Source organism: Paenibacillus sp. 01L418, assembly GCF_056400045.1.
Genome location: NZ_JBFTSN010000327.1, coordinates 1 through 7,337, shown reverse-complemented (window position 1 = coordinate 7,337; position 7,337 = coordinate 1). Strand labels below are relative to the sequence as shown.

At 44.8% G+C, this 7,337-nt stretch carries 5 protein-coding genes; all 5 read right to left on the bottom strand.

Annotated features, from left to right (window positions below; all coding sequences use genetic code 11):
• Window positions 1-67: 67 nt before the first annotated feature.
• On the bottom strand, window positions 68-973 hold the full coding sequence (locus AC1DSE_RS26445) for an ABC transporter permease (RefSeq protein ID WP_441884992.1): 906 nt from the start codon (window positions 971-973) through the stop codon (window positions 68-70).
• A gap of 251 nt (window positions 974-1,224) precedes the next feature.
• Window positions 1,225-2,796 carry a response regulator gene (locus AC1DSE_RS26440; RefSeq protein WP_339204804.1) on the bottom strand — a complete coding sequence of 524 codons (1,572 nt, stop codon included), beginning with the start codon at window positions 2,794-2,796 and terminating at the stop codon, window positions 1,225-1,227.
• Between the two features lie 2 nt (window positions 2,797-2,798).
• Window positions 2,799-4,544 (bottom strand): sensor histidine kinase, encoded by a 1,746-nt coding sequence (locus tag AC1DSE_RS26435; RefSeq protein ID WP_441884949.1) that lies wholly within the window; start codon window positions 4,542-4,544, stop codon window positions 2,799-2,801.
• Between the two features lie 92 nt (window positions 4,545-4,636).
• Entirely contained in the window at window positions 4,637-6,907 is a 2,271-nt protein-coding gene (locus AC1DSE_RS26430; protein ID WP_477528445.1) for a glycoside hydrolase family 3 protein, read from the bottom strand.
• Window positions 6,908-7,036: 129 nt separating this feature from the next.
• Window positions 7,037-7,337 (bottom strand): Gfo/Idh/MocA family oxidoreductase (locus AC1DSE_RS26425; RefSeq protein ID WP_477528444.1); only part of this gene is annotated, 301 nt, incomplete at its 5' end.

Below are 7,337 nucleotides of genomic sequence, written 5' to 3'. Positions count from 1 at the left end.
CTAGCATAACGATGTTAATGATCCATTGATAGAGCTTCCCCGATGCTTGCATAATACATCTCCCTCTCTAGAACAACGCGTTGTCTTTGTTGTATTTTCGTACGACAGCATTCGATAAAATGACCAAAATGAAACCGACCAATGCTTGGTACAGACCTGCGGCCGAGGACATCCCGATGTCGCCGAGGTTAATCAATGCTCGATAAACATAGGTATCAATCGTATTCGTAACTGGCATCAGCGCGCCTGTGTTAAGCGGAACTTGGAAGAATAAGCCGAAATCGGAGTAGAATATTCGTCCAATGGCAAGCAAAGTCATAATCGTAATAACCGACGATACGAGCGGTAGCGTAATCTTCGTAATTTGCTGCCACCGGTTAGCTCCATCGATCGTTGCTGCCTCGTAATACTCGTTATCAATGCCGATGATCGCTGCCAAATAAATGATGCACAAATTGCCTACGCCTTTCCACACGCTTACGAGCGTCAAAATCCATGGCCAATACTTGGTCTCACTGTACCAAGAGATAGGATCAAGCCCCATCGTCGGAAGCAAGGTTTTGTTCATGAATCCGTTCTCAACATCGAGGAAGCCGAGCACCAGATAGCCGACAATAACCATCGAGATTAGAAAGGGAAGCAGGATTAGCGTCTGATACAGCCTTGATAAGAAACGTTTGCGAATTTCATTAAGCATTATCGCAAGCGCTAATGCAATCCCCGTATTCAGCAGGATAAAGGTAATATTATAAAGCAGCGTATTTCTTGTAATGATGTAAGCGTCCGTTGTTTTGAACAAATACTCAAAGTTTTTAAAGCCAATCCAGTCACTGCCCATAATTCCTTTGGCAAAATTGATGTCCTTAAATGCGATCACGATTCCGAACATCGGCAAATAGTTGTTAATCAGCAGGTACAATAGGCCGGGCAGCGCCATCAGCACGAGGGCACGGTATTTCTTAACCTTTCTCATCTCCGATGCGAATGCTGCTTTCTTCTTCGTCTTCAATGAGACCTGCTTCATATTGGAGGGTGACGTCTCAGGATTTGCTTGCACGGGTCTCAACCACCTTTGGCTTCGTTTAATATGTTGCTTAACTAATAGTAGCGCAAACAAAATAGAGCCACTACTAATAATCCGACATCCGACTTTCGAGTTTCCGACATCATAAACGGGAAAAGAAAAATGCCGTCAGAGGGTCTCTAATCCTCTAACGGCATCGTTTATTTGGACGGACAGCCTTTGCGATAATACTGGGGTGTCATCGATACTTCTTTCTTAAACAACGTAGAAAAATACGAAAAATTCGAGAAGCCAACCGCGAGTGCGACGTTGCTGATCGTAGTATCGGTTCTTGCGAGCAGCTCCTTTGCAAGATTGATTCTTTCTTTCAAAATATAATCGGATATCGAGAGCCCCGTCTCTTTCTTAAACAGTTTAACGATATAATCAGGGCTTAACCCAATATAATCGGCGATATATTGTCTGGACAGCTCCTCATCGATGTGAAGCGCAATGTAGCGCTTGATCTTCTCGACCACCGTCTCCGTCGAATCCAGCTTTTCCATATGGACGAGCGCCTTCTCAAGCACATCCCGCACCCAATTCTGAAGGTTCGTCACGCTTCGTGTCGCTGACAAAATACGCTCTGGCGTCAAATGATCCGAAAAGATTTCATCCGCGCGCAGCCCCTGCTCATGCAGCGTATGCAGAACCATTTGCAGAAAGCTTTGATAAAATTGCTGCAGCCTTTTGGCGCCTAAGCACTCAATTCGTTTCCATGAATCCAAAAACTGCTGCGATTCATCGAGTACCTTTTTCTTATTTCCTTGCTTAATGAGCTCCGACCATACATTCATGGGCGGCATTGGAATCTGCGATTCCTTCTTTATTGGATCATCGATGAACATCACACAGTCTGCCATATTAACTTGATTCTTTTTAAAAGCGATCAAGCCTTCCACCATATCGCGCACTTCATGGACTTGTGCCGATTTGCCTATATAGCAGGACACGTGACAATATAAATAATGATTGCTCATCTCAATAAAAGACTGACAGCGCCTTTTGATTTCTTTGCTAAAAAGCTTGCCATCTTCTGTTTGCATAACATCCTGTGCAAACACAATGAGCATGTAATCAGCGTTCATCCGGACGATTTGTGCACTAGCAGCACGCTGAATAACGACCTCCTCAAGGGCGTTGTGGAGCGCATACTCCATAATTTGCAGATCACGGGCGGTTAATGATTTCTCCCAATGCTCGATACTGATAAGAACCGGCAGAAATGTCATAGACCTCGTGTACGGAAGCTTCTGCTTGCCGATAACCTCCAACATTTTATCCTGATTAGACGGAATGGCTTGCTTCAGTACATCCTGCCAGAAACGCTCAGCCACCATCGTTGCCGATTCCCGCTCCTTCCTGATTTTCTCGATTAGCTTCGTCATCACAAGCTTCAATTCATCATGCGGAACGGGCTTCAACAAATACTCGAAGCTGCCAAGCTGAAGAGCTTTTTTCGCATATTGAAAATCAGCGTGACAGGTAAGGAAAACACATTCGGTTTGGGGATACTGTTCACGTACCCATTCAAAGAGCTCCAGTCCGCTGCCCTGCGGCATTTCTATATCACAAATCATCATATCAAATGGCTGAAGACTAAATTCCTCCTTCGCTTGCCGAAGATTATGTGCGAGAGTGACACTTATAATGCCGAGCTCTCTCCAGTTCACACTCGATTTAATGCCGTTTGCGATAAAGATCTCATCATCAACGATTAATAAACGGTACATATTCACGACCTCATTTCTTTCGTTAAAGGCATCGTTATTTCAACTGCTGCACCATCTTCGTTATAAAAAGCCATGCTCGCCTTGTCCCCGTATAACAGCCGCAATCTGCGTCTTACATTCCAAATGCCAATATGCTCGCCATCTTCATTCATTAAATTAATTTCCTGCTGCAGCTTCTGCAAGACCTCCTCGGAGAAACCGCGGCCTGTATCATGAATTTGAATTCGCAATCTCTCTTCTGGCATCAATTCGCATCTTCCAATCGTGATCGCAATATGAGTCGGCTCATCCGTGTTAATTGCGTGTTTTATCGTATTCTCGGCAAAGCTTTGGATAATTAACGGAGGAATGTAACATTCCCTCAGCTCGCCATCAACAGTGATGTCGTACGTAAAGCTTCCGGGAAAGCGGAAGGTCTGGATTTTCAAATAGTTTTCACTATGATTAAGCTCATCCTGCAGAAGCACGTAATCCGTCTGGCTGCGGAACATAAACCGGAAATAGCGGATCAAGGAGAGGGACAGCTCCTGTATTAATTCGTACTTCTTCTCTTGCGCCAAGTAATAGACGATGTTCAAGCTATTCAAAAAAAAGTGAGGGTTAATTTGCAGCTGCAGCTGTTTCAGCTCTGCTTTCTGATTAATCAATTGCTCCTCATATACGTCAATTTTCAATTGTTGAATATCGCAGACCATGCTGTTGAACGTTTCATTCATCATCTCAAATTCATTGGAGGTCGGTTTATTCGGTATTCTTGCCTCCATATAACCTTCTTTGATTTTGCGCATGGCGACAATAATTCGATTGATCGGCAGCAGGACCACTTTACGCAGAAAATACAAAGCAATCACTAGAATGAGAATCGAGCCTGTCGCAATAAGCACAATGATTCTTTGCAGATAAGGAAGCTTCTCCAAAATATTTTGCTCGGGTACGACAGCTACTAATCCAAATTCACCTTTGCCTGACTTTTCGCCCATGACGAGGTAATTGTTGTCTGCGCCGGAAAGCTGATACGTCTTAGAGATATAGGATAAATCGATTTTATTTTTTTCGAAAAAGTCCTCGTCCTGTAGCGGTCTATTGCTCTCATCAACAAGCAGCGACCTGCCTTCCGATCCGAGGTCTAGAAAGTCCAGCGGGTCCATAACTCCGTCCACATTTACCCCTGCCCCAATGTACAGGTTGCCAGCCTTAATCATATGCAGCAAATAGTTTTGTTCTTTCAAATTCAGCACAGACCATTTATCGTACTGATAGCTTTTCATCGCTTGTTCATCGTTCAGAAGCGCAACAATTCCTTCCTTGATGAAATCATTGTTGGTATAAGCAGAGCCCGTCAGTTTAGGCGCGAACAACAAATCCTGATTCAAGGGTGAATAAATAAAAAAATAGTCCAATGCTTTATAATAAGTCGCATTGTCTCTTAACTCTGTAAATAGCCAAATTCGCTGCAAATTGTATAAATCTACATCTGCTTCTGGGAGACTATCGAGAATATTCAATCCGGATTCTTCCGCAGTAAATTTGAGCATGTAGCTATCTATATCCTCAAGCGTCGTGTCAATCAAACCCATGTATAGATTAAGCATATTGCTGTTGGACTGCGCCACTTGATTACGAACGACATCAATGGAATACAAATTGTTATAAATAAGAAAGGAAACCATCGGAATCATAATAAGCATAAGCCCTGTTACCAGCTTAAATCGAAGCGAATTAAAGAGAGAACGATTAAGTAATTTCAAGATTTGCTAAGCCCCCATTTGCCTCTTAAATAAAAAATAGAGCTATATACAACTATTAGCCGGGGATTAATCCCCGGCCGCACGTTATCAAACTATTTTTTCTTGCCGTAGCGTTTCGTCCTATCATCCACGATAATCCCGCTCCAGTTTAAGCCATATGCAAAATCATAAGCGTTCCCCTCGGAATCAACATGTACTTCCATATCGTGTGCAACATCTTCCAGCTGCTCCTCAACGGTCTTCATATTCGCAGGCATCTGCATCGGCAGCAGCCCTGAAGGCTCTGCTTCACCGGTAATAATATCTAGAATCGCTTGATCCTGTACCCCAAATGCAGCAATGATTGCATCGGCCTCTGCTTCAAATTCTGCAACGATAGAAGGTTTCGATAATTGCAGCGACACAATGACAGGTTTGCCTTTCATAACCTCTTTCGTTCTCAGTACAGCCTCCAAGTCCGAAGCATTTGTGGTCGTTACCGTTTTCCCCTTATAGGAGCGGTTTAACACATCTCTATCATCACCGGCTATACTAATTTCCCTAGTATGCTCTGCGGTATACGAGGTGTATTGCAAGCTTATCGGAACATAACCGTTTCCACCTGCTTCAGCATCTGCCTTGCTGTATCCGCTGCCGGAATCTGCCCCCGTAATGAACACCATTGCAAAATCAGCTATCTCCGGGTCATCCGTTACCTCGAAATATTTCTGTATAACATCCATATTGACGGGATATCCATCAAATGCAGCAGTCGGGAATCCGATCCAATTGGTACCTGCTGGTCTGTAGCGTTTAGGAATATAGACCGTCTTCAGTTTCTGTATCGGGAGAACGGTTCCTTTGTTTTTAAGCAAAACGAGTGATTTGAGCTGCGCTTCGTAGCCTGCTGTCATAAATTCAGCATTGCCGACAATGCGAGTGGTTTGTTCTGGATCGCAATACGGGTTCTCGAATAAGCCGACGCGGAACATGTTCTTCAAGAGCCTTACCGCTGACTGCTCAAACCTTGCTCGCATATAAGCTTCACCGTGCTCTGCCACACCGATATGGTAAGCTTCAATGACAGGACCCGCATCATTATTTCCACCGAATTGATCTACTCCGGCCATAAGTGCTTTGTAATGACGCTCCGAAACGGTATAACCTTCCTCAACCCCCCATGCACGTCCTCCTGGAAACAATCGTGTAATATCAGTGCCTTCATCGTCCGTAATTCCCCAGTCCGTGCACACGACACCATCGTAGCCATATTTATCACGAAGCAGGTTACCGATGATGTGAGCGTTGTAAGCATTGCCGACATTCTCGCCATTCACCTGATCTTGATTATAGGAAATCGTATAATAAGGCATGATGGCCGATGCTTTCTCCGTCCCTCCTGAGAGCTTGAATGCGCCGTCCAAGAACGGGATCAGATGCTCCTCGAAGTTGTTGYCTGGATATACAGCAAATTTGCCGTATCCAAAATGAGCATCTCTGCCGCCTTCGCCCGAACCGCCGCCCGGCCAATGCTTGACCATCGCATTTACGCTTCCTGATCCCCAGCCGTCTGATGGAGACTCTTCTTCAAACGAGGTCTGAAATCCGTCGACATAGGCTTTTGCCAAATCGGCTGACAGTCTTGAATCCTCTCCGAACGTGCCGTCGAAGCGTGACCATCTTGGTTCGGTCGCGATATCGATTTGGGGAGAAAGAGCGGTTGCAATGCCAAGCGCCCTGTATTCCTTAGCAGCGATCTTCCCAAACTGATGAACAAGCTCAGGATCAAAAGCTGCTGCAAGCCCCAGCGTTTCGGGCCACATGGAAATTGCGCCTCCCGCCCCTGCATTATATTCCTTGCTCGCATCGGACCCATGGCGCGGATCGCTGCTGTTATTCGCCGGGATGCCCAAACCTGTACTTTCGGCCAAGGCTTGTACTTTATTGTTCCAATGAGCAGCAATCTCCGGACTTTCAACAAAAGTAAGGAGCACATGCCGCAGATGGTCTTGGGTTAAAAACTTTATTTGTTCATCGGACAAATCATGCGGCTTCGCACCGCTCTCCGAATAGGGCTTGCCATTATAAGAGGCGGTGAAAAAGCCATGTGAAGCTGGAACAGCCTGATGTGCGCTGTACAACATCAAACCGGCAATTTGCTCGATGGACATTTTTGTGGCTAAATCCTTTGCTCGCTCTTCTGCCGGCAAGCGCCAGTCCTCGTATTTATCCAGCTTCCCATCCTTATTGAGGTCTTTAAATGCAAAACCATCTTCCACTATAATATTTACGCCTGAATTAGCTGAATATCCGAGTGTTGGGCCACCTTCATTTTTTACATATGTAATCGTTTCCAATTTTGTTTCAGTCCAATTATCACTCATGTCATTACTGCCTCCTAGGACGATTATCATATTCAGACATTAACGTATTCCCTCTCACTAGCGGAAAAACCTTCCCACTGATGGAAAGGCTCCCTTTTATATTGTTATTCCGTTAAATGAATTGAAACTTTATTCAAATTCTACAACTTTGCCCGTTTCAGCCGACTTATAGATCGCCTCTAAAATTTGCGTGACCACATAAGCTTGCTCTGGTTTTACGAGAGGCTCGGTATCATTAATAATACTATCGAGCCATTGTCTTGCCTCTTTCACGCCATCATCCTCAGCCCCTGGACCGAAGTAAGCAATGCCCCCGCTAAAGGAAGGTTTCGTCTCTACAAGCTGTCCGTGTTTGGCGCTATTAAAGATGACATCGCTTTTCCCAAACGTTGAGCTAGCTTTCATTTCTGCTCCGCCTTCTGTCCCGCAA

Coding starts and splice junctions, on each gene's coding strand:
- AC1DSE_RS26445 (WP_441884992.1), bottom strand. CDS start 973: ATGAGAAAGGTTAAGAAATACCGTGCCCTCGTGCTGATGGCGCTGCCC.
- AC1DSE_RS26440 (WP_339204804.1), bottom strand. CDS start 2,796: ATGTACCGTTTATTAATCGTTGATGATGAGATCTTTATCGCAAACGGC.